This is a genomic window from Nocardia aegles (assembly GCF_052545135.1).
Genome location: NZ_JBQWRI010000009.1, coordinates 117,052 through 141,254 on the forward strand (window position 1 = coordinate 117,052; position 24,203 = coordinate 141,254).

Genomic DNA, 24,203 nt, shown 5'->3' on the forward strand with positions numbered 1-24,203 from the left:
CCTGGTGTGGCCGAACGGCTACCGTCGGTGCCGACAGCGCAGCGCGCGGCCCACCTGCTCCTCGGTCAACGCGGTCGGAGCCGGTGTCGAGTGGCCCGGGCCTGCGGCTCGCATGCCGTCCAAGGCGAAGGCCAGGTACCGCTCCCACTTGCCCGGGTCGACCGTCCGGACGAACGCCGCGACCGGATCCAGCATGACGACTACCGCGAACAGGTCGGTCACCGCGACGTCCCCGCGCAGGTCCCCGGCGTTCTTCGCGCGTTCGAGCAGCTGCGCCAGAGGCGGATCGATACTCCGCCAGAAATACTCGAAAAGCTCTGTGCCATCCCGTATTTCGACGATCATGCGACCGAAGGCGCGACTCTCCGCCGCGCGTCGCCCGACAAAACGCATGAACTCGACCAATCCCTGCCAGGGGCTGGGACAGGTCGCGGCCACCGCGGCGCGCTCGGCGATCTCGCGGAGATACTGCTCGAGCAGTTCGTCGATCAGTTCTTGCTTGTTCGCGAAGCGGCGATAGACGGTACCGACGCCGACTCCGGCCGCGGCGGCGACATCGTCGAGCGTGAAGTCGAAACCGCGCTCGGCGAGCACTCGGTGCGCGGTCGCCAGAATTCGCCGCCGATTCCGTGCTGCGTCCGCACGCATCGGCCGCTCGGCTCGTTGTGCTGCGGGATTGCTCATGACGGCCCTATTCGATCTCGACTGTGCGGCTGCCAGTGTATCGAGGTGCTCACACGGCGCGGGCAGGGCGGACGGCACCGAAGACCGGGGTCATGAACCGGCCTGGTTCATGACCCCGGTCGCGTCCGGCCGGACGTGGTGTCACACCTCGGCGGCGGCCTTCAAGGTGTTGTCGTCGTGCACGATGCGGCCGCCGAGGTGGGTGCGCAGCACGCGGGTGTGCGGCAGGTCGTCGAGATCGCAAGTAATCGGGTTGCGGTCGACGATGGCGATATCGGCGGGGTTACCGGGTGCCAGAGCGCCCAGGCCCTCCCAACGGATTACTTCGGCGCCGTTGACCGTCCACATGTCGAACGCCTCTTCGCGACTGATCACCTGGGCCGGTCCGGCATTGCTCGCGCCGCTCGGGTACCGCTTGTGGGTCAGTGCCAGCTGCATCTGCTCCCACGGGTTGTTCGGACCCCAGTCCATGCCGCCGGCAGGCCGCAGGCCGGCGTCGATGACCTGCCGCAGCGGGTTGAGCAGCGGCAGCGCATCCGCGGGGAACCGCTCCGCGATCGTGTCGCCCTTACCGAAGGTGAAGCTCATCGAGACGGTCATGTCGAAGCCGCGATCGACGAGTGCCTTGGCCTGGTCTTCCCGCAGGAGGAACCCGTGCTGCACCACCCAGCCCGTACGGTCGAGCCCGTATTCGGCCATCACTTCATCGGCCATGGCCAGATGATCGTCGATCTCGGCCGGGCTGACCGCGCAGAGGTTCAGCCGCAGACCGTGCTCGGCACAGAATTCGAACGCCATCCGGTTGGCTTCCGCGGAAACCACACGTTTTCCGGTGGTGTCGCGGCCGTACGCGTCCTTGTATCCGGCGGGCCAGTACAGATTCCCACTGTGACACGGGCCGTATGTGCACGTGGTGATCCCGTCGAAGCGCAGCCACTCGTCCTCCAGTTCGGTGATCGCCAACGCCTTCTCGAGGTTGGCCCGAATGCCCTCCGGCGGCAGTTCGGTGTCCTCGATCATTGCCCGGGGCTGCAGTTCGGGGGCGGCCTTCACCCGCACGGTGAGCAGGTTGTGGGCCCGAAGCGCCCGGTAAGCGTCGAGCAGGTCGAACGTCATGGCGTGCGCCTCGTACACAGTGGTGATACCCATGCTGTTGTACTTGGCCATACCCGCGATCACCGCGCCGGGAGCGAGTTCGAGGTCCACGATCGGGGGCATCTTGGCGTGCAGGCCCGCGAAGAACGGATCATCGTTGTAATAGTTGGTCACGTTGCCGCGCAGGATGCCGGTGGGGTTGCCGTCGGCATCCTTCTCGATCCAGACATCCGAAGCCCGGTCCGGAGTCGTGGCGTCGATGCCGAGCAGCTCCAGCGCCGCGGAGTTCATGGCGAGCGCATTGGGCAGGACCGGCGCCCACGCCTCGATGATCACCGGGTGGTCGGTGCTGGCGCGGTCCAAGACATGGCGGTTGGGCAACTCGCCCTCGACCAGGTCGCGATAGCCACGACGCCTGAAGTAGTGCGGTTCGCCCACCGGCGTGGCGCGCACCCACTTGCCCTTCGGGGTTTGCTCGGCCTTTTCCCGCAGCAGGGCGACGATCTCCTCGTGATCGCGGACGTCGGCCAGGTTCACCAGACCGGCGAGGAAGCCCGAGAAGTGCAACAGGTGCGGATGGGTGTCGATCAGGCCCGGGATGACGACCGCGCCATCGAGGTCCTGGTGTTCGGCATCCGGCCCGGCAGCGGCGATCACCTCGTCGGCCGTCCCCACGGCACCGATGCGACCGTCATGAATCCAGATGGCCTCTGCGGCCGGGCCGCGGGAATCGACTATCACCTGGCCGCCGGTATAGACGATGTTCGGCTGAGTGGCAGGTGCGTTCATTCGAGGTCTCCAATCGTGTGCTGTCTGATGAGAAAGTGCGCTCAGAGATCCGAGCCGGAGGTCATCCGTTCTCGGAAACGGGCCGGGACGATTCCGGTCGTGCGGTCCTGTGGCGGAGCGATGTCGACCAGGTCGGTGTGGGGTTGCCGCGCACACTCGATCGGCGGGCCTGCCGACTCGTGACGAGCACCGGACGGATCGCGTCTCGGCCGGGTATGTATCTTTTTGTACGCCTCGGCGGCTACCGCCGCCAGCGATTACCTATCCCTGGGAGGGAGGGTCCGCGCGGGCATCGAAACCTTCTTCAGGATCGCGACCGGACTGTCGATGGGGGCCGCCGTCGACGCCCGAGCTGTCCGATCGTCCACCGAAGATCGGGTGGGCATGGACCTCGAGCGCCGGCGCCGGCCGTTGCGGGGTCGGGCCGGCAACACCGACCCACGCGCCCGCGCCGACACAGAGCTTCGCAACCGGCGAACCGGTAACCGACACGCCTCCGACGACCAGGACTTCTCGGTCGCGGAACTCGAGCTCGATCACGTCGGTGCTCCTACGTCTGGCAAGGGCGGTGCGCATGACTATACGAGAAGCGCAGACCTTCAGGAAGTAAAATCAACTTTTAAACAAGAAAATTTACTAGCAGTAAAGCCGACCCTGGCCTGCGAGTTCGCGCGGGAGGGTCCCGGACGCCGTCGATCCCTTCGTGCCGGGCGGCCCACCCGAGTCCGATTCGGTGCGGAGGGGCCTGTCGGCGACCGGTAGGTTCACATCCTCGTCGCGGCGCGGGCCGCGGGGCGGATCTCTGCGCGGCGGCGCCGCCGGACTATGGCCATTGACACAAATATGAACGAAGGGTACAAATACTGAATCTGCTGTTAAGTAGCGCTTCGGTCCTTGCCATCATAGATCGCACGGTGCCTTCCTGTCCCGCGTCGACCAGCAGATTTGCGACCGTCCGGCAGCGTCGTCTGCCCGACTGATTGGAAAAAGAACATGAGTGATGAGTTGTGGCGTTGGTCCGCCGAACAGGCGGCGCGCGGGATTCGGGACGGGGAGGTCTCCTCGACAGAAGTCGTGAGTTCCGCGATTGCTCGACTCGAAGCAACAAATGCCGTTTCGAATGCCTTCGGCGACGTGCTGGACAACGCGCTCGAACTGGCCAAGGCCGCCGACGCGGCGGTCGTTCGAGGCGAGCGACTGGGCCCGCTGCACGGCGTCCCCACCGCAATCAAGCTCAACACCGCGGTAGAGGGCCTGCCGACACCGGATGGCGTCGAAGCCTATCGTGCGAATATCGCCGCCGAGTCGTCGCCCGTGGTGTCGAACCTGCTCGCGGCAGGAGCTGTTCCGATCGGCCGGACGAATTGCCCGCCGTTTTCGTTCATGTGGTCCACCAGCAGCGACGCGTTCGGCGTCACCCGTAACCCGTGGGATCCGACCGTGACCCCGGGTGGGTCGAGCGGCGGCTCGTCGGTCGCGCTGGCAACCGGCGTAGTGAGCGTCGCGCACGGAAACGACATCGCCGGATCCATCCGCTATCCCGCCGCGGTGTGTGGTGTCGCCGGATTGCGTCCCACTCGGGGCCGGATTCCGGGCTGGCACGCGCCGCCCGGCATGGGCATGCCGCTGTGCCTGCAGCAATTCGGCGTACAGGGTCCCATGGGACGCACCATCGCGGATGTCCGCCTCGGTCTGCGCGCGATGGAGTCCGCGGACCCCCGCGATCCGTCGTGGATTCCGGCTCGGCACGTCGAGTTGGCTCGGCCGATTCGGGTCGGCGTCGTGACACATCCTGGAAGTCATCCGCTCGCCGGGCCCGGTCAGCCGGAGACCGATGACGCGGTGCGCACCGCTGCGGCCTGGCTGTCCGCTGCGGGCTACGAGGTGGACGAAGTGGAACTGCCGGTGCTGGGTGAGGCCGCAACCTTGTGGTGGCAGCTCACGCTGACGGATTTGCGGGCCGGCGGTATGTTCGCCGAGGTCGCCCGGGTCGGCGATGCGGGGATCCGGGCGTTCTTCGACCACCTGGCAGCCGCGTACGGGGACGTATTCGGCACTGTCACCGTGGACGATTACCTGCACGCCCAGGCGCGGCTGTCGCTGGTGAGCCGGCAGGTCTTGGAGGTCATGGATCGGTACCCGATCCTGCTGTTGCCACTGTCCGGTGAGCCGGCGTTCACGCTCGGTGAGGACGTGCGGTCGGCCGAACGCACCCGCGAGCTCATCAGGCACCAGTGGCCGAACACCGCCGTCGCGGCACTCGGACTGCCCGGACTCGGCCTGCCTGTGACGCGGACGTCGGGTGCTCCGATCGGTGTCCAATTGGCGGGGCGGGCATTCCACGAGGAAACCCTCCTGCAAGCCGGCGAAGTCATCGAGAGCAGGTCGAAGTTCACGACCCCCATCGACCCCCGGCCGATCTGACCGGAACGAAGGAACGTACTGGCGTGCGTGGTCGCGCGCCAGTACGTCCACAGCACAGAACATTCTGCCCGCCGGTGGATTCCGCGGCTCATCGCCGCGGAATCCACCGGCGGGCGTTTGTATGTCCGCAGGTCACAGTTCCATCTGAGCGGCCCTGATGACGCGACCACCCAGGAACGGGAGTCAGGTGATGTCATCAGAAACAACTACAACCATACGGAAGGGCCGGACCGGAACTCTGATCTGAGTATCCGGCCCGGCCCGAGATGTGCGAGGGAAATCTATTCAGTTCCCCGAGTCGTCTATCTTCGACGGGTGCGTCGCCAGCGGGGTGACCTTGATCGCCATATAAGGGAAAAGCGGTAACCCGGAAAGCAATTCGTGCAATTCGTCGTTGGACTCGACATCGAAAATGGAGAAATTGGAGTACTCACCCACGATGCGCCACAGGTGCGGCCATTTCCCGTCGCGCTGCAACGTCTGGCTGTAGGCTTTCTCCCGGGCGACGATGTCGGCGCGGATATCGGCCGGAAGGTCGTGGGGGATCTGTACGTCCATCCGCACGTGGAACAGCATGTGTGAACTCCTTGGGCGAAAGCGATTGTCAGGCTTCGACGGGATCGAGAACGAAGTCGTACGCGATCGTCTCCGACACGCCGTCCGCTGCGGTCTCCGGGTGCAGAACGAGTTCGGGTTTGACCGCCGAGGCGACGTCGTCATCGTTGTGCGCGTCGTCGGGGAAGTACAACTGCGCGGTCAGCAACTCGTGCCCGGGCGCGGACACCTTCACGTGCAGGTGGGCCGGACGCCAGGCGTGCCAGTCGGCGGCCGCGATGAGCTTGCCGCACGCGCCGTCGGTGGGAATCTGGTACGGCGCCGGGCGCACGGTGCGGATCTCGAACCGGCCCTCGGCGTCGGCGGTGAAGCTGCCGCGCAGGTTCCACTCCGGGATGCCGGGTGCGAACTGGGAGTACAGACCGTCGGCGTCGGCGTGCCACAGTTCGATCCGGGCACCGTCGAGGACGGTGCCGTCCGTCGAGGTGATCCGGCCGGTCCAGGTCAACGGGGTGCCGGATTCGTTCTCCCGCATCGGCACCGCGCCACGCGAACCGATTTCGGGCGAGCCCGGGACGTAGTACGGGCCTTCGATCGTGCCCTTGTTGCCCTTGCGGTGCTTGGTGTTCACGTCCTCGACGACATGCTCGACCCAGACATCGAGGAACAGTGGCCATTCGCCGGTCTCGCCGACCTCGATCAGCCATGCCTTGACGGCGTTGTACTCCTCGTAGGTGACGTGGTGCTTGCGGATCGTCGCGTGGACCGCCTCGAGCACTTCGCGCGCGAGGAGATCGACGCGCTCTTTCGGCGTCCCGGCGGCGCCGGCGGACTTGTCCGTCTTGAACCGGGCGGTGGCGCTCGCGCCGGAATCGGCCGCCGTGGGTTCGATGCCGGTAGTGGTCATTGAATCCTCCTTGATTCTCTTGGGCTGTAGGAATTTCAGTGGTCTTGCCGGTAGCGCTCGAGCTTGTCGGGGTCCAGCTCGGCGCCGAGGCCCGCGCCCGGACGGATGGTGAGTTCACCGTCCCGGATCTGCAGTGGTTCGGCGAGCAGATCGTCGCTCATGTCGAGGAAGTTGGACAGTTCGCCTGCCCGCCGTGAAGTGAGCTGGAAGGCGGCGCCGAAAGCGACGGCGCACACGGAGCCGAGCTGGCCGTCGATCTGGTTGCCCATCACGATTTCCAGGCCGAGCCCTTCGGCGAGGTGATGGATACGCTGCGACCCCGTGAAGCCGGTGCGGGCGGTCTTGATGCTGACCGCTGTGGCGGCGCCGGCCAATACCTCCCGGGTGACGTCGGCCGGTGTGGGCACCGACTCGTCGGCGATGAACGGCACGTCCAGCTGGGAGACCAGCCACCGCCTGCCGAGAACGTCGTCGGCCGGGCAGAGTTCCTCGGCGAAGAGCAGTCCGAGGTCGGCCATGTCCTTCATGGCTGCCGCGGACTCCGAGGCGGTCCAGCCGCGATTGCCGTCGATGTAGAGATCGACGCTGTCACCGAACCGTTCCCGCAGAGCCCGCACGACCGCGATATCGAGGCTCGTCGGCCGGCGGCCGACCTTCACTTTGAAGGTGGTGATGCCGTATTGGTCGCGCATGCGTTCGGCCTCGGCGACCATCGCGGCGGGCTCGGCGAAACCCAGCATGTGGGAGACCCGCATACGGTCGGTGTAACCGCCGAGCAATTCGGTCACCTGGACGTCGAGGGTACGGCCGAGCGCGTCCCACACGGCCATGTCGAGCGCCGCCTTGGCGGCCGGGTTGCCGACGGTGCGGCTCAGCCGTGCGCCGATGGTCTCGCGTTGCAGCAGCGTCAGCCCGATGATCTGCGGAGCGAAGATCTTCCGGATCACCGCCACGATCCCGTCCTGGGTCTCGCCGTAGGTGAACGGACGTGGCGGCGCCTCGGCGACACCGACGACGCCGTCGTCGGTGTGCACCCGCACCAGCACATGCTCGGCGACGTGCACCTCGCCCGAGGCGAATTTCAGGGGCTTGCGGTACGGGATCGCGAACGGAATCGCTTCTACAGCAGTAATTTTCATCGGCTGACCTCGGTAGGTGGGTGGTCCGCCGCCAGGGCATCTGTCAGAACTTCGAGAACGGATGCGACCGCGGCGGAGTCGTGGTCGCGGCGCCAGGCCAGCGCCAGCTCGACCGCTTCGGCGTCGACGAGATCGCGGAACACGACCCCGGCCAGGGGCAGAGCCCGGGCCGAGGCGGGCAGGACGGCGATGCCCAGTCCGCCGGCGACCAGGGCCAGCAGCACACCTGTGCCGGTGGCCTCGTGCTCGCGATGTGGACTGAAGCCGGCAGTCCGGCAGCTGCGCACAACCGCCGCATTGACCACCGAGTCCGGACTCGCGTAAACAATGAACTTTTCCGTGCGCAGATCCGACATCGCGACCACGGGCTCGACGGCGAGCCGGTGGTCGGCGGGCACGGCCAGCACGAGCGGCTCGACCTCCAGGGTGTGCAGCGCGATGCCGTCACCCTCGATGGGTGGGCGGAGCACGCCCAGGTCGAGACTGCCCTCGCGCAGACGATCGCACTGCGCGGAGGTGAGCAGGTCGGAATGCACTTCGAGGGCAACGCCCGGCAGATCGCGCCGCATCGTGCGAGCGATCCGCGGGAGGTGCGACAGCGCCGCCGTGCCGGTGAAGGCCAGACGGACCATGCCGCGCCTGCCCGCGGCGATCCGGCGGACGCCGCGAGTTCCCTCGTCGACGATGTCGAGCACGCGCTGGGCCTCGCCGCGCAGGAACTCGCCTGCCGGAGTCAGGGACACCTGGCGAGTGGTACGGGTGAGCAGCTCGGCGCCGAGCTCGGTCTCCAGCTGGCGGATCGCCTGCGACAGCGCGGGCTGCGCCATGTGCAGCCGTTCCGCCGCGCGGCCGAAGTGGCAGGTGTCGGCGACGGTCGCGAAGTAACGCAGGTGGCGTAACTCCATGGGGCCTCCTTCCCGAACTCCGCGACTCGCCTCGATCTGTGCATTGAGTCACGGTAGACACGGATATTGAGTTCAGACAAATACTTATTATCGCACTATTGATACGCAAGATTGATGAATGGCCGCCCAGGTCAGAACTGGGCAATCACCTGGGGTGAGTGAGGTCACATCCTGTTTGTATTGACAGACATGCCAGGACGGGAGTGCCGTCCGTGGCCGGAGCGAAGCCGCTCGACGCTGTTGGAGGACTCAATGACCAGTACCCTCGATCACCTGTCCGGCGTCCTCGACGACGCGATCGTCGAGGATCATGAGGCCGGTATCTACCGGGCGAATCGTCGGATCTTCACCGACGAGGACATCTTCGAACTCGAGATGAAGTACATCTTCGAGGGCAACTGGGTCTACCTCGCCCACGAGAGCCAGGTCCCGAACCCCGGTGACTACTTCACCACCTACATCGGCCGGCAGCCGATCGTCATCACCCGGGACCGCGACGGCGAGCTGCACTGCCTGATCAACGCCTGCGCCCACCGCGGGGCCATGCTCTGCCGCCGTAAGACGGACAACCGCCTCACCCTGACCTGCCCGTTCCACGGGTGGACCTTCCGCAATGACGGCAAGCTGCTCAAGGTGAAGGACCCCGACGGCGCGGGTTATCCCGAGTCGTTCGATACCAACGGGTCGCACAACCTCACGAAGGTGGCGCGGTTCGACAGCTACCGCGGGTTCCTCTTCGGCAGCTTGAACGCGGATGTGGTGACTCTGCCCGAGCATCTCGGCGACACCACCACGATCATCGACATGCTGGTCGACCAGTCGCCCGAGGGGCTCGAGGTGCTGCGTGGCTCCTCGACGTACACCTACGACGGAAACTGGAAGGTGCAGGCCGAGAACGGCGCCGACGGCTACCACGTCACCGCGACGCATTGGAACTACGCCGCCACCACCGCGCGCCGTAATTCCGGACAATCCAAGAACGACACCAAGACGCTGGACGCCGGCGGCTGGGGCAAGTCCGGTGGCGGGTACTGGTCGTATCCGAACGGTCACCTCTGCCTGTGGACGTGGGCAGCCAACCCGCAGGACCGGCCGCTGTGGCCTCGGATCGACGAGCTCAAGAGCAGCTTCGGCGACGCCAAGGGCGAGTTCATGGTCAAAGGCTCCCGCAACCTGCTGCTGTACCCGAATGTGTACCTGATGGACCAGTTCAGCACGCAGATCCGGCACTTCCGGCCGATCAGCCACAACCAGACCGAGGTGACGATCTACTGCATCGCCCCGAAGGGGGAGAGCCCGGACGCGCGTGCCTGGCGGATCCGGCAGTACGAGGACTTCTTCAATGCCTCCGGCATGGCGACGCCGGACGACCTCGAGGAGTTCCGCTCCTGCCAGCTCACCTTCCAGGCGACCGCCGCGCCGTGGAACGACATGAGCCGCGGCGCCGAGCACTGGCTGCCCGGACCCGACCCGGTCGCGGAGTCGCTCGGCATGAACGGCGTGCTCTCCGCCGGGCTGAAGAACGAGGACGAGGGTCTGTACCCGGTGCAGCACGGCTACTGGCGCTCGATCATGCGTGCGGCCGTGGCACGCGAGCGCGCCCGAGCGAGCGCCGACCAGTCCGCCGCGACCAGCGCCGAAGCCTGAGGAGATCACCACAATGACCGCCACCACCGGTAGCGCCCAGAACGTGGGCGCCAAGCTCATCACCCAGAACGACATCGAGCAGTTCCTCTACCGGGAAGCCCGCTACCTCGATGACCGGGAATTCGAGAAATGGCTCGACTGTTACGCCGATGACGTCGTCTACTGGATGCCCGCATGGGGCGATGACGACCTGCTGACCGAGAATCCGCAGACCGACATCTCGTTGATCTACTACCCGAACAAGGGTGGGCTGGAGGACCGGGTCTTCCGCATCCGGACCGAGCGATCGAGCGCGACCTCGATTCCGGAGCCCCGGACCAGCCACAACATCTCCAATGTGGAGGTCATCGAGCGCCGCGGCGACCTCGTCGACGTCCGATTCAACTGGCACACGATGTATTTCCGGTACAAGACCGTCGATCCCTACTACGGGACGTCCTTCTACACGATCGACTTCTCGGGCGCTTCCCCGCTGATCCGTCGCAAGACCGTGGTGCTCAAGAACGACTACATCCACCACGTCGTCGACGTGTACCACTTCTGAGCGCGCGGGGGTACCTGATATGACCTACCGGATTGCGTTGGCTTTCGAGGACGGGGTGACGCGCTTCATCACCTGTTCCGCGGACCAGACCGTCGCGGAAGCGTCCTACCGGCAACGCGTCAACATTCCGCTGGACTGCCGTGACGGCGCCTGCGGCACGTGTAAGGCGCTGTGTGAGTCCGGCGAGTACGACGGCGGCAACTACATCGAGGACGCGCTGACCGCCGATGAAGCAGCCGCCGGCTATGTGCTGCCGTGCAGCATGAAGCCGAAGTCGGATCTCGTGCTGCAGATCGCGAGCACCTCCGCGGTCGCGAAGACGCAGGCGGCGACCTTCACCGGAACTATCGCGGCGCTGGAACGACTGACCGAGACCACGGTCCGGGTGACCGTGGAGATTCCGGATCGGGAGCGGCTGGTCTTCCTTCCCGGTCAGTACGTCAATATCGCGGTCCCCGGCACCTCGGAGTCCCGGTCGTATTCGTTCAGCAACGCGCCCGATGAGAAGCGCCTCACCTTCCTCGTGAAGCTCACCCCCGGCGGAGTCATGTCGGGGTACCTCACCGAACGCGCGGCGGTGGGCGATGAACTCACCTTCACCGGCCCCAACGGCAGTTTCTTCCTGCGAGAGGGTGCCGGACCGGTGCTGTTGCTGGCCGGCGGAACGGGATTGGCGCCGATCCTGTCGATCGTGCGGACGCTGCGCGACACGGGGTCGAGCAGGCCGGCGCACCTGATCTACGGGGCGAGCACCGACGAAGACGTGGTCGAACTCCATACCTTGACCGAATTGGCCTCGCAGGTGGATGGCTTCACCTGGGAGTACTGCGTTGCCGACCCGGCCAGTTCCGCTCCGAACAAAGGCTACGTGACCAGCCTTATTCGTGATGACCACCTCTACGACGGCGAAGGCGCGGTCTACCTGTGCGGTCCGCCGGCGATGGTGGAGTCGGTCCGGAAGCATCTGGCGGAGCAGCGCATTGTTCCGGCCGGATTCTTCTTCGAGAAGTTCGCTTTGTCGGCTGCCGGGGCCGATAGGAATTCCTCGGACTCGGCAATCCCGACGACAAGCGTCGAGGCGCCATCCGCGGCTCCCGTTGTGGAGCAGGTCCGATCCGGACTCGCTTCCGATACCGTCGTACCGGCTGCCGATGGGCGGGCTCTCGGTGAGGTAGTCCCGGTGGTCGTCGAATCGGCGGCTTCGGCCGGCCTCCAGGAAGCAGTTCGGGTGCAGGGCCGAGCGATCGCGGGCCAGGAGGTCTTCCCGGTTTCCTCGTTGGCGCCACGCGGAGCGACGGGGACGGATCCGTCCGCGCCGGAGAAGCCCGAGGCGATCCGGTCGATATCCGGCCAGATCGTCTGGCCGGACGGTGGCGGCTCGCCCGGCGCCGTCGACGCCGACGACACGCTGCGGCCTGCCGAATCGGCGCGCGCCATTGCCGGTCAGCAGGTGTTCGGCTCGTCGGACGACCTCGCTCCGCTGGTGGCCCCCGCCGCGCCGGACCCGGTCGACAGTTACGAGATCGGCGAGGAACATCCGTCGGTGCACGACTCCGACGCGGTGTTCGAAGCGCGTCAGGCGCTCGAACTGGGTGCATTGGAGGTCACGCTCGGCAGACTCACCGCCCAACAGCTCTCCGGTTACCGGCTGCTCGCCGAAGCGACTCTCGCCTACGTAGACGGCGATCGGTTCGTGGACGCCGCGGCCTACACCGACGCCAACGCCGCTTTCCACGAGTACCTGTTCACCCTCACCGGCAATGCGCACCTGCTCGAGGCGTATCGCGCGCTCGGCGTGACCGCGCGCATGGAGGAAACGTTACGGAACGCGACGTGGTGCGACCCGCGCTGCGCGCAGGATCACCTCGACTTGGTCGCTGCCTTCGAAGCCGGTGACCGGCAGCGCGCGCGTCAACTGGTCACCGAGCATTCCGAACGTTCCAAGAGCACGATGCGCCGGGCGCTGGCCGACGCCGAGGCCACACGGCGGCCGCGGTTCATCAGCCCCGGGCGCTTCGACGGCAAAGTCGTCCTGGTGACGGGAGCAGCCCAGGGCATCGGGGCGGCGACGGTCCGGCGGATCAGCGCCGAAGGTGGCCGCGTTGTGCTGGTCGACCGCTCGGATCTGGTGGTCGAGGTCGCGGGCGAACTGGTCGCCTCCGGTGGTGACGCGCTCGCGGTCACCGCGGATCTGGAGACCGGCGAAGGCGCGGAGTTCGCGATCGCGCAGGCACTGGCTCGGTTCGGCAGGATCGACGTGTTGATCAACAATGTCGGCGGCGCGATATGGTTCAAGCCGTTCGTCGAGTTCTCCGAGGCGGAGATCCGTACCGAGATCACGCGTTCGTTGCTGACCACGATGCTGTGCACGCACGCCGTGCTGCCGAATATGCTCGAACGGCGCAGCGGCGTGATCGTCAACGTGTCATCGGTCGCCACCCGCGGGATCCACCGAATCCCGTATTCGGCTGCCAAGGGTGGTGTCAACGCCCTGACCGCATCGCTGGCGCTGGAGTATGCCGATGCCGGTATCCGTGTGGTGGCAACGGCTCCGGGCGGAACCGCCGCGCCGCCGCGCCGGATCTCCCGGGGCGGCTCGGCACTGGAGACGGAACAGGAACGGATCTGGTACCAGGCGCACATCGACCAGACCCTGGCGTCCAGCCCGATGAAGCGTTACGGCACCCTCGACGAGCAGGCGGCCGCCATCACCTTCCTCGCTTCGGACGAGGCGTCCTACATCACCGGTGTCGTGCTGCCGGTGGGCGGCGGCGATCTCGGCTGATGTGTCGCTCGGCCACCGCTGAGGCGAAGTGGTTGCGATCTCGAGGTGGCCGCACGGACGTCGGCAGCGGGTTACTGTGGCGAGGTGACCCGGCAGCGCCCGGCGGTGATCGCCCGTGATACCGCCCTCGCCGGCCTGACCGACTTGCTGCGGCGGGCCGGCGAGGGCGATTCGTGCTGCGTACTCGTCGGCGGAAAGGCCGGGGTCGGCAAGACCACGCTGGTGGACGAGTTCGCCGCCCGGCACGAGGGGCCGGTGCTGCGGGCCGCGGCCGCGCCGTGGGAGGCGCGCCGCAGTTACGGCGTGCTGGATCAGCTGGCGCCGCGGGTGGACACCGGTGGCGATCCCGTCGAGGTGGCGGAGCGACTTCGCCGACATCTCGATCACTACGGCGATACCGTGCTGGTGATCGTGGACGACGCGCAGTGGACGGACCCGGAGTCCCTGCAGGTGCTGGGGTCCGCGGTCCGTCACCACACGGGGCGCGGGTTTCTGGTCGTGGCATCGGCCGTAATCGGCGACCCCACGGTTCCGGGGTCGACTCTCGAACTGCTGCAACACATCTCGAGTGCGGTATTCGCGCTCGAGCCGTTCACGGCCGCAGAGGTGGGGGAGTTGGCCGCCGTGCACGGCATCGTGCTGCATCCGGCGATGGCCGAACGCCTTCAGGCGCATACGGGGGGCATGCCGCGGCATGTCATGCAGTTGCTCATCGAGCTCCCGCGCTCGACCTGGGAACGGTTCGACCCGGACCTGCCTGCGCCCGCGCTCGTCGCGGGCCGGGTGAAGGAGATCCTGGAGCGCTGTTCGGCGCGGGCCCGAACGTTCGCGGAGGCCGTCGCGGTACTCGGTCCGGGCACCGCGGTGCACGACGCGGCCCGCCTCGCCGGTATCGACGACGACGTGCTCGCCGTCGTCGATGAGGCGGTCGACGTGGGACTCGTGGTGCTCGGTCCCCGTGGTCTCACCGAAGTCGGCCCGGCGGATCCGATGGTGCGGGCGGCGGTTCTCGCCGCCATGGGTCCGGCCGCGGCATCTGCCTTGCGGCGGCAGGCGGCCGAGCTGGTCGACGATCCCCTTCTGCAGGTGCGGCTGCTCGTCGCGGCGACTCCGGTACCCGATTCAGCCCTTGCCGACCGGCTCGACAGATTGGCTGTCGAGCGGGCGGCCGAAGGCGCGTGGGGGGCGGCGGCGGGGTTGCTCTGGGATTCGGGTCGGCTCACCGAGGAACGGTTGCCGCGGGAAAGCCGGCTCACCAGGGCAGTCGATGCCCTGATCGGCGCCGGCGATGTGCTCGGTGCGGCCGCTTTGGTGCCCGCGGTGGAGAGCCTGCGGGAAACTCCATTGCGAAATGCCGTGCTGGGGTATCTCGCGATCGTGCGTGGTCGGCCCACGGAGGCCGAGAACAGGCTCGGCCGGGCATGGGATCTGGTGAACAGCCGACGAGAGCCCGATGTCGCCGCGTTGATCTGTCAGCGTTATGTGCTGCATGCACTGTGTCGCTGTCGCCCGGAGGAATTGGTGACGTGGGCCGATCGGGCGATCGGGCTGGTCGGCGCGGATACTCCGGCAGCCGTCGAGGCCGCCGCTATTCGCGGCATCGGCCTGGCCTACCGCGATGTCGAGGCCGCCCGACACTCCTATGAGAATTTGGGACAACATGTGCGGCGTGGCGCTCAGGTCCAGCGCGTCGCGATCGGTCGTGGTTGGGTGAGTCTGATCGCGGATGCCATCGACGATGCCCGTGTCGACTTCAAAATGTCCGTCCCCACAACCTTTTTGGGTGGGTCCACCCGGATTTCGTTGTGGGCGCGCGCGTGGCTGGCCCGGGTGCGGTTTCTCACCGGTGACTGGGAAGACGCGTTGCGCATCGCTCGTGAAGCCACCGAGCTGATCGATCGGACGGGTATGGTGCTGCTCGATCCTCTGGTGCAGTGGACGGTAGTGGCAGTGCACACTCTGCGCGGTGAATGGGAGCAGGCCGACTCGGCGTTGCGCCGCGCCGACGCCGGTCCGCAGGACTACGAGATCATGCGGGTGCCTTCGCTTCTCGCGCGTGCTCAGTGGGCGGAGGCGCGTGCCGACGCGGCGGGTGTACTGCGCGTCCTGCGTCCGCTGACCGAGCCCTGGGCGCGGGGAAATGTCGATGATCCCGGGCAATGGCCGTGGGCGGATCTCTACGCGCACGCGTTGATCGCCGAGGGACGATACGACGAGGCCGACCGCTTTCTGGCGAAGCACGAGCGCCGTGCGGCCGAACTGGGACGCATCTCCGCGCAGGCCAGGTTGGGCGGCGCCCGTGGTTATCTGCTCGGGGTCCGCGGCGATCTCGACGGCGCGAGGGAGGCGTTCGAGACCGCGCTCGGTCTGCTCGACGAGCTGCCGTTGCGTTACGACCGGGCCCGCGTGACGTTCAGTTATGGTCAAATCCTGCGCCGAGCGGGGAAGCGCCGCGAGGCGGATGCGGAATTCACCGCTGCCCGCGACATCTTCGTGGCCTTGGGCGCGCGGACCTATGTGATCCGTTGCGACCGCGAGCACAAAGCCGGCGGCGTCCGCGTCCATCGGCTCGAACGCGCGGTGGACGCGCTCACGCCACAGGAGGAGGCGGTCGCCGAGCTGGTGGCGCGAGGGATGTCCAACCGTGAGGTGGCGGCGGAACTGTTCGTCTCGACCAAAACCATCCAATACCACTTGACCCGCATCTATTCCAAGCTCGGAATCCGCTCCCGGGTCGAACTCGCCGCGTTGCGAAATTCGCCCGAGCCCAAGCTCCCACAGCGTCCAGGCCATCCAGGGACTCCCGGCGGCTCGTCCGGGGGCGGGTAGTCGCGGGCTTCGGCCTGTCGCACGCTGACCGCACCCTTCGAGGACAGCGGAATCGTTCACGTCGAACTGGCATTGCCGAGCGGACGGTGGGCCGACCGACCACCGCGCATCGGACGCGGTCGATGGGATCCCGTGCGGTCGCCGAAGCGCTCGGAGCCCGTCGCATCACTGAGCCGACGTCTCCGCCGATTTCCCGTATGTAAGACTCTCTTATGTGATGGAAGACACAAGCCGTTCCTGTCAGTGGGAAGCTGGGAGACATCGGACTGCGAAGGAGCACTCATGTCGGGCCACAATGCTCTGCCTGGGCGGTCGGTGACCAGCAAGATATTCAGCATTTTGGAGGTGTTCACCGGTGAGCGCACCGAGTGGTCGCTGTCCGACATCGCGCGAGCCAGCGGCTTGCCGACCAGTACAGTGCATCGCCTGATTCGGGAGCTGGTCGAATGGGGCGGTCTCGAGCGCACCAGACGCGGCGACTACACCATCGGAGTGCGGCTGTGGGAAGTCGCCGCCCGAAGCACTCGGACTTATGGGCTGCGGGAGACGGCGCTGCCGTTTCTGCAGGGACTCTGGGAAACCACGCACGCTCACGTGCTGCTCGCCGTGCTCAACGGCCATCAGGCCATCTTGGTCGAGAAGATCAGCGGAACGCGTGACGTACCGCCGGTCGGGCGGGCCGGCGGCCGGTTGCCGCTGCATGCGAGTGCGGTCGGCAAGGTGCTGCTCGCCCATTCCGACGCCGACTTTCAGCAGGAGGTTCTGCAGGGGTCGCTCAAGGCCTACACCGCCGAAACGATCACCGATCCGAACGACCTGCGTTACGAGATCGCGCGCGTACGGCGCACCGGTACCGCGACATCGATCGAGGAGTTGACGCCGAACTCGGCTTCGTGTGCTGCTCTCGTTGTCGGCCCACCGGAAATCGGTATCGCGGCTGTCTCGCTGTTGAGCACGCCCGGTAGCAGGGACATTCGTGAGATGACCAGTCTCGTGCAGTCGGCGGCTAGAGGCCTGACCGTCGCCTTGAGCAACACCAGCCCGGCGAATCCGATCACGCCACGGCTGCCCAGGCCCTGGTCGAAAAGCTGAAGTCGACTGGTCATCGAGCATTCATCGACCACCTTCGCGGGTCCGAACCCCGAGCCGCGGCCCGCCCGACCGCGGCGCTCAGGACAAGCTGTCGACCAGTCGGTCGAGCAACACTCGAGCGCGTGGTCCGAGGGTCATATGCCGGGGCCAGGTCGCTACCACTGCTGTTCGCCCGGCGCGGGGTCGCAGCGGTCGGGTGACGATGCGCCGGCCCTCGGTGGTGGCCTTCGGTGCGTTCGGCCGGGACATCAGCAGGCCGTAGCCAACGCCTCGTCCGACCAGCGCGCGGACGAGTTCGATGGTGGGAACCGCGGTGCCCAGCGTGGGCTGGATGTTCTGTTCGGCGAAGACGCGATGGGTGTTGGCGGTGCTGGGCGCGGAGTCGAGGAGCACGAACGGTTCGTCGGCGAGGTCGCGCAGGGCCACGCTGGGCTGCTCGGCCAAGCGGTGATCGGCGGGTAACACCGCCGTGACCTCGGTCTCGTAGATCACCTGCTTGTTGAGGTCCGACGGCAGGAACATGTCGTAGAGCACGGCGAAGTCCAGGCGCCCGTCGGCCAACGCGGGCAGCAGGTCATCGTCGCCGCCGACCTGTACTCCGATCCGGGCCTTGGGATGGTGCCGGGCGAAGTGGGCGAGCGTCGCGGGCAGGACGGTGTCGGCGAGCGCGACGTAGCAGCCGACACCGACCGGGCCGGTGATCTCGCCCCGGGTTGCCGCGAGATCACCGACGAGGGCCGACGCTTCGTCGACGAGTTGTCCAGCGCGCTGGGCGAAGTACTGGCCCGCCGGAGTGAGCTGGAGTCCCTTGGCCTTGCGGCGCACGCAGAGCTGCTCACCGACGATTCGCTCGATCTCCGAAACCGCCTGGGACAGGCCGGATTCCGAGATATGCAGGGCGGCGGCAGCCTGGGCCAAGGTGGCGTGTCGCGGCAGGGCTGCGAACAATTCCAGGTGCCGCATGGTGAGCTTCGCCACCCCATCCTCGATTCAACTGAATAACTAGTGCCGTTTTCTTCACTTTACGAGAGATTCAGTGTGATGTGAACTGTAGTTCAAGATTGATGTGACTCTTGGCACATAGGAGTGTTGGAGATGGCAGATATAGGAGCCTCCGCGGTGTCCCCACCGGCGGCGCCGGTGGCGGACTGGGTGGTGGCCGGTGAGATGGCCGCCGATCCGTATCCGACCTATCGGCGGCTGCGCCGTGAATCGCCGGTAGCGTGGGTGCCCGCGGTCGGACGCTTCCTGGTGACCGGCTATCCGGAGTGCCACGCGATCGAGTGCGATCAGCAGACCTACACCGCCGACGTGGGCGGCGCCGGCGCCACCATGAAGCGCGCCCTCGGCGGCCATCCCATGCTGCGCAAGGACGACCCGGACCACGCCACGGAGCGTTCGGTCATCAACCCGACCCTGCGTCCCAAGGCGGTCAAGTCCGTGTGGACGGAGGTATTCACCCGCAACACCAACACCTACCTGGACGTGCTGGCCGAGGCCGGACCGGGTGCGGCGGAGCTGAATCGGGACTACGCCTCACCGATCGCCTCGCAGAACCTGATCGACCTGCTCGGACTGCCGGAGGTGGACGTCGCGTCGATGCGGAGGTGGTCGCACGCGTTCATCGCGGGCGCGGGCAACCTGCTCGACGACCCGGATATCTGGCGCCGCTGCGAAGACGCGCGTAACGAGGTCGATGACCTGCTGGCGCGGCTGATCCCATTCTACGAACGGCACCCCAACGACTCGCTCACCTCCGCACTGATCCACGGGGGATTGTCGCGAGCGGCGGTCGCGGCCAACGTGAAACTGACCATCGCGGGCGGGATGAACGAACCGCAGCACATGATCACGAACATGGTGTGGGCGCTGTCGGAACACCCCGCCCAGCACGCGCAGGTCGCCGCCGACGCGTCGTTGTGGCCGGCGGTGTTCGAGGAGACCGTGCGGTGGCTGGCCCCGATCGGTATGTACCCCCGCCAGACCACCCGCGAGGTCGAACTGGGCGGAGTCACCCTGCCCGAGGGCGCCTCCCTGGGAGTGGTTGTCGGCGCCGCCAACCGCGACGACCGCCATTTCGATGGCGACCCGGAAGTATTCGACATCCACCGCCCCCGCCAACCGCACCTGGCATTCGGAAGCGGTGTGCATCTGTGCGCGGGACTGTGGGCCGCGAAGGTCTCGGTCGGCCAGGTCGCCGTTCCGATGCTGTACCGCAGATTCCCGGATCTGCGAGTCGACGCGTCCCGGACCACCCGCTGGGACGGATGGGTTTTCCGCGGACTCACCGACCTGCCCGTCACCTGGAACGACTGACCGGAGCGAACCAATGCCGAAACTCACCTTCCACCATCCCGACGGCCGCGCCGACGTCGTCGACGTCGCCGAGGGCACCTCGGTGATGCGTGCCGCCCTCACCCATTCGATCGCCGGGATCGTGGGGGAATGCGGCGGCCAAGCGATGTGCGCCACCTGCCACGTCTACATCCGCTCCGACCACCTCGGCGAACTGCCCGCCGTGGGCGAGGACGAGGACGAGATGCTGGACTGCACCGCGGAGCCGCGCGATGCCCGGCGCTCGCGGCTGGGCTGCCAGATCCCGGTCACCTCCGCGCTGAACGGCCTCGAGGTCGACCTCCCCGAGAGCCAGATCTGACATGACCGGCATCGTCGTCGTCGGCGCCGGTCACGCAGGCATCCAGCTCGCCGACTCACTGCGCGCTCGGGGATACACCGGGTCGATCACCGTGGCAAACGCCGAGAACGAGCTGCCCTACCAGCGCCCACCGTTATCGAAGGACTACCTCGTCGGCGAGAATCCCCAGCCGCTACCCCTACGCGGCGCCGACTTCTACCGCGAACACGACATCGATCTGCGGCCTGCGGCAGCGGTGACCCGCATCGATTCCGATGCGCGCCGGGTGGAATGCGCCGACGGCACTTCGATCGCCTACACCGACCTCGTGCTGGCCACCGGCTCGCGCAACCGGTTGCTGCGGGTTCCCGGCGCGGACGGACCGGGGGTGCACTACCTGCGCGGCACCGCGGACGCCGCGGGGTTGCACCGCGAATTGGCCGGGGCCGCCACCGCGGTTGTCGTCGGGGCCGGATTCATCGGCCTCGAGTTCGCCGCGGCTGCCGGCAAGCGCGGCATCGCGGTGACCGTCATCGAATCCGGGCCTCGGCCGTTGATGCGTGCGCTGACCGAGCCCACCACCGATCACGTACTCGCCGTGCACCGCCGGTCCGGCGTACGGTTCCGGTTCTCGGCCGAGGTGGCGGCGATCGAACGCGACGACCGCCGCGTCACCGCCGTCGCCTGCACCGACGGGGAACTCGTTCCCGCCGATCTCGTCGTCGTCGGTATCGGAGCCGAACCCGTCACCGACCTCGCGGCCGCGGCCGGAGTGATCACCGGCAACGGAATTCGCGTGAACGAGTACCTGCGCACCAACGACGAGCACATCTGGGCGATCGGAGACTGTGCCGAGTTCCCGTGCGCCCACACCGGTACCCGGGTGCGGCGGGAATCGGTGCAGAACGCCGTCGATCAAGCCCGGGTCTTGGCGGCGAACCTCACCGGAGAACCCACCGCCTACCAGGAACTACCGTGGTTTTGGAGCCATCAGGGGACCTGCAGAATCCAGATCGCCGGTGCCGGTGGCCGGATCGATCGGACGGTGATTCCGGCCGACCCGAGCACCGGGAAGTTCTCCACCTTCTGCTTCCGTGACGACGTCCTGGTAGCGGTCGAGTCGATCAATCAACCCGCCGTCCACCTGGCGGCCCGAAAGGTGCTGTCCGGAGTTCGCAAACCCAGCTTCGCCGAACTCTCCGCGGCCGGATTCGATCCGAAAGAACTATCCGGCAGGCAGGACACGCTCGATCCGGCCCGGTGATCGTCGCTGCCGCTGCCGCTGCCGCTGCCGCTGCCGCTGCCGCTGCCGCGCGTCGCGGATCAGAAGCGCTCGAATAGCGCGGCCAGTCCTTGTCCGCCTCCGATGCACATCGTCTCCAACCCGTAGCGGGCGTCGCGGCGCGCCATCTCACGAGCGAGGGTGGTGAGGATGCGAGCACCGGTGGCACCAACCGGATGGCCGAGAGAGATACCGGAGCCGTGCGGATTGAGCCGGGGGTCGTCCGGTTCCAGCTTCCACTCGGCCAGGACCGCCAGCACCTGTGCGGCGAATGCCTCATTGAGCTCGATGAGGTCCATGTCGTCCAGCGTCAGTCCGGCGCGCCGCAGCACGGTGTCGGTGGCGGGGACCGGTCCGATCCCCATTGTGCTCGGAGCCACGCCCGCGACGCTCCATCCGACCAGCCGCACCAGGGGCCGCAGGCCCAGTCGGTCGGCCTTCTCCGGGGTCGTCACGATACACAGGGCGGCGCCGTCGTTCTGGCCGCTGGCATTGCCCGCGGTGACGGTGGAGTCGGGATCGATCCGGCCGCGGATCGGGCGCAGCGCCGCGAGCGATTCGACGCTGGTGTCGGCGCGGGGATGCTCGTCGGTGTCGACGGAGATCGGTTCGCCCTTGCGCTGCGGCACCCGCACCGGGACGATCTCCTCGGCGAACACCCCGTCGCGCTGGGCTGCGACGGCACGGCGGTGCGATTGCACGGCGAAGGCGTCCTGGTCGGCGCGGCTGATGGCGTACGCGGCGCGCAGGTTCTCCGCGGTCTCGATCATGCCCCCGGGAACGGGAAAGTTCTTGCCGCCCGCGGTGATCCGTGCCCGTGCCAGCCGGTCGTTCAGCCCGACCGATTCGGCGGACACGCCCCAGCGCATACCGGTCGCGTAGAACTCGGTGCCGCTCATCGACTCGGCGCCGCCCGCGAGGACGAGATCGCTCGCTCCGGTACGGACCTGCATGCAGGCGTTGACGATCGCTTGCAGGCCGGATCCGCAGCGCCGGTCGACCTGCTGGCCGGGTACGTCGATACCGAGCCCGGCGTCGAGGGCGGCGACGCGGCCCAGAGCCGGGGCGTCGCCGTTGGGCGAACCCTGCCCGAGGATGACGTCGTCGACGTCGGATCCGGAAATACCGGTGCGTTCGAGGATTTCGGTGATGAGGGTCGCGGCGAGGGTCTGCACCGGCACGTCCTTCAGCGCGCCGCCGAAGCGGCCGACGGGAGTGCGCAGTGGTTCGCAGATGACGGCGTCAGGCATGGGATCGTCCTCGGTTGGTGCCGACCCGCGTGAGGTCGGTGTCGATGGCCGCCGCGGCCTTGCGCAGCGGTGGGATCAGTTTCTCGGTGAGATCGTCGAGCGAGTATCGGGCGGCGGGGGTGGAGAGGTTGACGGCGGCGATCACCGAGCCGTCGGGGGCGTGGACGGGGGCGGCGAGCGAGCGCAGCCCGACCTCGAGTTCCTGGTCGACGATGCAGTAGCCCTGCGCTCGGGTCGCTGCGATGTGTTCGCGCAGGGCGTCGGCGGTGACGATGGTCCGTCCGGTGAGGTCGGTGAACGATGCCCGCCGCAGGTACTCGTCGAAAGCACTGTCGTCCAGTCCCGCGAGCAGTACTCGGCCCATGGAAGTGGCGTAGGCGGGGAAGCGGGTGCCGATGCTGATGGTGACGGTCATGATCCGGGACACCGCGACGCGGGCGACATAGACCACGTCGTCGCCGTCGAGGATCGAAACCGACGACGATTCGTGCACCGTCGCGCTCAGTGCTTCCAGGTGCGGTCCGGCGATCTCCGGCAGAGTGAGGCTGGACAGATAGGCGTATCCGAGTTCCAGCACACGCGGGGTGAGGGCAAAGGTGGCGCCGTCGGTGCGCATGTAGCCCAGTTCCGCGAGGGTCAGCAGGAACCGGCGTGCGGTGGCACGGGTGAGTCCGGTCGCGCGTGCGACGTCGGACAGCGTGCGCTGGGGGTGCTCGGCGTCGAACGCGCGGATGACCGCGAGGCCGCGGCCCAGCGATTGGACGAAGTCCGAGGACGGGCTCGGTCCGTCCGGCTCGGCGATCTCGGATGTCACGGTACGGTCCGGTAGATCGGTGCGTTCGCGATGTGCTCGCGGATCAACGCGGACACTTTCTCCGCCTGCTCGATGCTGGCCACGTGCGCGGCGGGTGTCACCACGTGCAGCTTCGCCCCGGCGACGCTCTCGGCGATGACCCGCAGATCGTCGGGCGTGGTCGCCGGGTCCCGGTCGCCCGCGATCACCAGAGCGGGTGCGGTGATGCGCGCCAGGTCCGCGCGGAAGTCCCACCCGGCGAGGGCCTCGCAGCAGGCGGCGTAGCCCTCGTCGTCGGTGGCCTTCACCATCGCCAGGCAGCGGTCCACGACGGCCGGGTGGGCGGCGGCGAACTCGGGGGTCAGCCAACGCTCGACGATGGCCGGGGCGATGGAGGCGACGCCTTCGCGGCGGACCGTCTCGGCGCGGGCGGTCCAGGCCGCGGGCTCACCGAATTTCGCCGCGGTGCACAGCAGCGACACTGTGAGCACCCGTTCCGGACGATGGGCGGCGATCCACTGTGAGACGGCTCCACCCAGCGACAATCCGACCAGGTGCACGCGGTCGTGGCCGAGTGAATCCAGAAGGGCGAGGACGTCTTCCGCGAGATCGGCGACGGTGTAGGGCCCGTGCGGGGCCGGCGAGCCGCCGTGCCCGCGCAGGTCGACAGTCGTCACCGTCGCCGCCGTCGACAGGGCCGGCAGTTGGGGATCCCACATGCTCCGGTCCGATCCGAGCGAACCGATCAGCACGATGGCCTCGGATCCGGCGGGACCTGCGTACACGGTGTGGGCGAGTTCGACGCTCATCGGCACTCCATGGCTCTGTTCGGTACGTGCACGGTCAAT

The 24,203-nt window shown here is 67.4% G+C and carries 20 protein-coding genes; 9 read left to right on the plus strand and 11 right to left on the minus strand.

Features of this window, described 5'->3' with window-relative positions; translation table 11 throughout:
* Positions 1-18 precede the first annotated feature (18 nt).
* From ACT89H_RS23225 to ACT89H_RS23235, 3 genes are all read right to left on the minus strand, one after another.
* On the minus strand, positions 19-684 hold the full coding sequence (locus tag ACT89H_RS23225) for a TetR/AcrR family transcriptional regulator (RefSeq protein ID WP_445110761.1): 666 nt from the start codon (positions 682-684) through the stop codon (positions 19-21).
* A 141-nt stretch (positions 685-825) separates the two neighbouring features.
* The gene (locus tag ACT89H_RS23230) at positions 826-2,568 is read right to left on the minus strand and encodes an amidohydrolase (RefSeq protein WP_445110762.1); all 1,743 of its coding nucleotides are present in this window, start codon (positions 2,566-2,568) and stop codon (positions 826-828) included.
* A gap of 261 nt (positions 2,569-2,829) precedes the next feature.
* Positions 2,830-3,108 (minus strand): hypothetical protein, encoded by a 279-nt coding sequence (locus tag ACT89H_RS23235; RefSeq protein WP_445110763.1) that lies wholly within the window; start codon positions 3,106-3,108, stop codon positions 2,830-2,832.
* Positions 3,109-3,561: 453 nt separating this feature from the next.
* Between ACT89H_RS23235 and ACT89H_RS23240 the strand changes: the two genes are divergently transcribed.
* Positions 3,562-4,992, plus strand: coding sequence for an amidase (locus ACT89H_RS23240; protein ID WP_445110764.1), 1,431 nt, complete (start codon positions 3,562-3,564; stop codon positions 4,990-4,992).
* Between the two features lie 285 nt (positions 4,993-5,277).
* Here the strand turns inward: ACT89H_RS23240 and catC are convergent, their stop codons facing one another.
* Genes catC through ACT89H_RS23260 form a run of 4 tightly spaced genes read right to left on the minus strand, consistent with a single transcriptional unit; the run spans position 5,278 to position 8,498 of the window.
* Positions 5,278-5,568 carry a muconolactone Delta-isomerase gene (gene catC / locus ACT89H_RS23245; protein ID WP_445110765.1) on the minus strand — a complete coding sequence of 97 codons (291 nt, stop codon included), beginning with the start codon at positions 5,566-5,568 and terminating at the stop codon, positions 5,278-5,280.
* A gap of 28 nt (positions 5,569-5,596) precedes the next feature.
* On the minus strand, positions 5,597-6,454 hold the full coding sequence (catA, locus tag ACT89H_RS23250) for a catechol 1,2-dioxygenase (protein WP_445110766.1): 858 nt from the start codon (positions 6,452-6,454) through the stop codon (positions 5,597-5,599).
* 35 nt (positions 6,455-6,489) lie between these two features.
* Positions 6,490-7,593: a mandelate racemase/muconate lactonizing enzyme family protein gene (locus tag ACT89H_RS23255; protein ID WP_445110767.1), complete on the minus strand. Its 1,104-nt coding sequence runs from the start codon at positions 7,591-7,593 to the stop codon at positions 6,490-6,492.
* Entirely contained in the window at positions 7,590-8,498 is a 909-nt protein-coding gene (locus tag ACT89H_RS23260) for a LysR substrate-binding domain-containing protein (RefSeq protein WP_445110768.1), read from the minus strand. The genes ACT89H_RS23255 and ACT89H_RS23260 overlap by 4 nt, the downstream gene beginning before the upstream one ends.
* Positions 8,499-8,750: 252 nt before the next feature.
* On the opposite strand from ACT89H_RS23260, the gene benA reads away from it, so the two are divergent.
* From benA to ACT89H_RS23285, 5 genes are all read left to right on the plus strand, one after another.
* Positions 8,751-10,145 carry a benzoate 1,2-dioxygenase large subunit gene (gene benA, locus ACT89H_RS23265; RefSeq protein ID WP_445110769.1) on the plus strand — a complete coding sequence of 465 codons (1,395 nt, stop codon included), beginning with the start codon at positions 8,751-8,753 and terminating at the stop codon, positions 10,143-10,145.
* Positions 10,146-10,158: 13 nt separating this feature from the next.
* Positions 10,159-10,689, plus strand: a complete 531-nt coding sequence (benB, locus tag ACT89H_RS23270; RefSeq protein WP_445110770.1) for a benzoate 1,2-dioxygenase small subunit — start codon at positions 10,159-10,161, stop codon at positions 10,687-10,689.
* 19 nt (positions 10,690-10,708) lie between these two features.
* Entirely contained in the window at positions 10,709-13,474 is a 2,766-nt protein-coding gene (benC, locus tag ACT89H_RS23275) for a benzoate 1,2-dioxygenase electron transfer component BenC (RefSeq protein ID WP_445110771.1), read from the plus strand.
* A gap of 84 nt (positions 13,475-13,558) precedes the next feature.
* Positions 13,559-16,303 (plus strand): helix-turn-helix transcriptional regulator, encoded by a 2,745-nt coding sequence (locus tag ACT89H_RS23280; RefSeq protein WP_445110772.1) that lies wholly within the window; start codon positions 13,559-13,561, stop codon positions 16,301-16,303.
* A 282-nt stretch (positions 16,304-16,585) separates the two neighbouring features.
* Positions 16,586-17,395 (plus strand): IclR family transcriptional regulator, encoded by an 810-nt coding sequence (locus ACT89H_RS23285; RefSeq protein ID WP_445110773.1) that lies wholly within the window; start codon positions 16,586-16,588, stop codon positions 17,393-17,395.
* Between the two features lie 78 nt (positions 17,396-17,473).
* Here ACT89H_RS23285 and ACT89H_RS23290 read toward each other — a convergent pair whose 3' ends face one another.
* The gene (locus ACT89H_RS23290; protein ID WP_445110774.1) at positions 17,474-18,373 is read right to left on the minus strand and encodes a LysR family transcriptional regulator; all 900 of its coding nucleotides are present in this window, start codon (positions 18,371-18,373) and stop codon (positions 17,474-17,476) included.
* A gap of 117 nt (positions 18,374-18,490) precedes the next feature.
* Here ACT89H_RS23290 and ACT89H_RS23295 point away from each other — a divergent pair, with 117 nt between their 5' ends.
* From ACT89H_RS23295 to ACT89H_RS23305, 3 genes are read left to right on the plus strand one after another with little or no spacing between them, the layout of a single operon-like run.
* Complete coding sequence (locus tag ACT89H_RS23295) at positions 18,491-19,711, plus strand: cytochrome P450 (RefSeq protein ID WP_445110775.1); 1,221 nt, start codon at positions 18,491-18,493, stop codon at positions 19,709-19,711.
* Positions 19,712-19,724: 13 nt separating this feature from the next.
* Entirely contained in the window at positions 19,725-20,051 is a 327-nt protein-coding gene (locus ACT89H_RS23300; protein WP_445110776.1) for a 2Fe-2S iron-sulfur cluster-binding protein, read from the plus strand.
* A gap of 1 nt (position 20,052) precedes the next feature.
* A complete protein-coding gene (locus ACT89H_RS23305) occupies positions 20,053-21,294 on the plus strand; it encodes an NAD(P)/FAD-dependent oxidoreductase (protein WP_445110777.1) in 1,242 nt (413 codons plus the stop codon).
* A gap of 59 nt (positions 21,295-21,353) precedes the next feature.
* Here the strand turns inward: ACT89H_RS23305 and ACT89H_RS23310 are convergent, their stop codons facing one another.
* From ACT89H_RS23310 to pcaD, 3 genes are read right to left on the minus strand one after another with little or no spacing between them, the layout of a single operon-like run.
* On the minus strand, positions 21,354-22,562 hold the full coding sequence (locus tag ACT89H_RS23310) for an acetyl-CoA C-acetyltransferase (protein WP_445110778.1): 1,209 nt from the start codon (positions 22,560-22,562) through the stop codon (positions 21,354-21,356).
* Complete coding sequence (locus ACT89H_RS23315; RefSeq protein WP_445110779.1) at positions 22,555-23,376, minus strand: IclR family transcriptional regulator domain-containing protein; 822 nt, start codon at positions 23,374-23,376, stop codon at positions 22,555-22,557. Before ACT89H_RS23315 ends, ACT89H_RS23310 begins: the two co-directional genes overlap by 8 nt.
* Positions 23,373-24,164 (minus strand): 3-oxoadipate enol-lactonase, encoded by a 792-nt coding sequence (pcaD, locus tag ACT89H_RS23320; RefSeq protein ID WP_445110780.1) that lies wholly within the window; start codon positions 24,162-24,164, stop codon positions 23,373-23,375. Before pcaD ends, ACT89H_RS23315 begins: the two co-directional genes overlap by 4 nt.
* Between the last annotated feature and the right edge of the window lie 39 nt (positions 24,165-24,203).

Bases quoted from the DNA above. Each gene is read 5' to 3' on its own strand.
- catC (WP_445110765.1), bottom strand. From the start codon at position 5,568: ATGCTGTTCCACGTGCGGATGGACGTACAGATCCCCCACGACCTTCCG.
- ACT89H_RS23255 (WP_445110767.1), bottom strand. From the start codon at position 7,593: ATGAAAATTACTGCTGTAGAAGCGATTCCGTTCGCGATCCCGTACCGC.
- ACT89H_RS23310 (WP_445110778.1), bottom strand. From the start codon at position 22,562: ATGCCTGACGCCGTCATCTGCGAACCACTGCGCACTCCCGTCGGCCGC.
- benA (WP_445110769.1), top strand. From the start codon at position 8,751: ATGACCAGTACCCTCGATCACCTGTCCGGCGTCCTCGACGACGCGATC.
- ACT89H_RS23285 (WP_445110773.1), top strand. From the start codon at position 16,586: ATGTCGGGCCACAATGCTCTGCCTGGGCGGTCGGTGACCAGCAAGATA.
- ACT89H_RS23260 (WP_445110768.1), bottom strand. From the start codon at position 8,498: ATGGAGTTACGCCACCTGCGTTACTTCGCGACCGTCGCCGACACCTGC.
- ACT89H_RS23295 (WP_445110775.1), top strand. From the start codon at position 18,491: ATGGCAGATATAGGAGCCTCCGCGGTGTCCCCACCGGCGGCGCCGGTG.
- ACT89H_RS23300 (WP_445110776.1), top strand. From the start codon at position 19,725: ATGCCGAAACTCACCTTCCACCATCCCGACGGCCGCGCCGACGTCGTC.
- ACT89H_RS23225 (WP_445110761.1), bottom strand. From the start codon at position 684: ATGAGCAATCCCGCAGCACAACGAGCCGAGCGGCCGATGCGTGCGGAC.
- catA (WP_445110766.1), bottom strand. From the start codon at position 6,454: ATGACCACTACCGGCATCGAACCCACGGCGGCCGATTCCGGCGCGAGC.
- pcaD (WP_445110780.1), bottom strand. From the start codon at position 24,164: ATGAGCGTCGAACTCGCCCACACCGTGTACGCAGGTCCCGCCGGATCC.
- benC (WP_445110771.1), top strand. From the start codon at position 10,709: ATGACCTACCGGATTGCGTTGGCTTTCGAGGACGGGGTGACGCGCTTC.
- ACT89H_RS23230 (WP_445110762.1), bottom strand. From the start codon at position 2,568: ATGAACGCACCTGCCACTCAGCCGAACATCGTCTATACCGGCGGCCAG.
- ACT89H_RS23305 (WP_445110777.1), top strand. From the start codon at position 20,053: ATGACCGGCATCGTCGTCGTCGGCGCCGGTCACGCAGGCATCCAGCTC.
- benB (WP_445110770.1), top strand. From the start codon at position 10,159: ATGACCGCCACCACCGGTAGCGCCCAGAACGTGGGCGCCAAGCTCATC.
- ACT89H_RS23240 (WP_445110764.1), top strand. From the start codon at position 3,562: ATGAGTGATGAGTTGTGGCGTTGGTCCGCCGAACAGGCGGCGCGCGGG.